Annotated in this window: 1 protein-coding gene; it reads right to left on the reverse strand. The window is 81.0% G+C overall.

Annotation, left to right across the window (positions count from 1 at the left end; all coding sequences use genetic code 11):
- On the reverse strand, positions 1 to 213 hold a 213-nt coding region (locus KVT14_RS20595), incomplete at its 3' end, for a hypothetical protein (protein ID WP_217617316.1).
- Positions 214 to 258: the final 45 nt, after the last annotated feature.

Consider the following 258-nt stretch of genomic DNA (forward strand, 5'->3'; position numbering starts at 1 on the left):
CCCGATGGCCACGCCGGTCTCGGTGTAGTCCTGCCCGCCGAGGTGCACCGTGACGGTCGCGCCGGCCGGGACCGCCGCGGCGGTCTCGAGCTGCGTCGTGAGGTCGTCGGGCAGCGCGGTCAGCTCCGCGTCGGGCTGGACCTGGGACTGCGCGTACCGCCGGTCGTCCGAGACGGCGCCGGCCGGGGGGTGCGACGCGGGGGGGTCGGGCACCTGGGCGGGGTGGGCGGGCGGCCCCGCCGCGGCCACCCCCCGCCC

Source organism: Cellulomonas sp. GbtcB1 (assembly GCF_019091725.1).
Classification (GTDB): Bacteria; Actinomycetota; Actinomycetes; order Actinomycetales; family Cellulomonadaceae; genus Cellulomonas.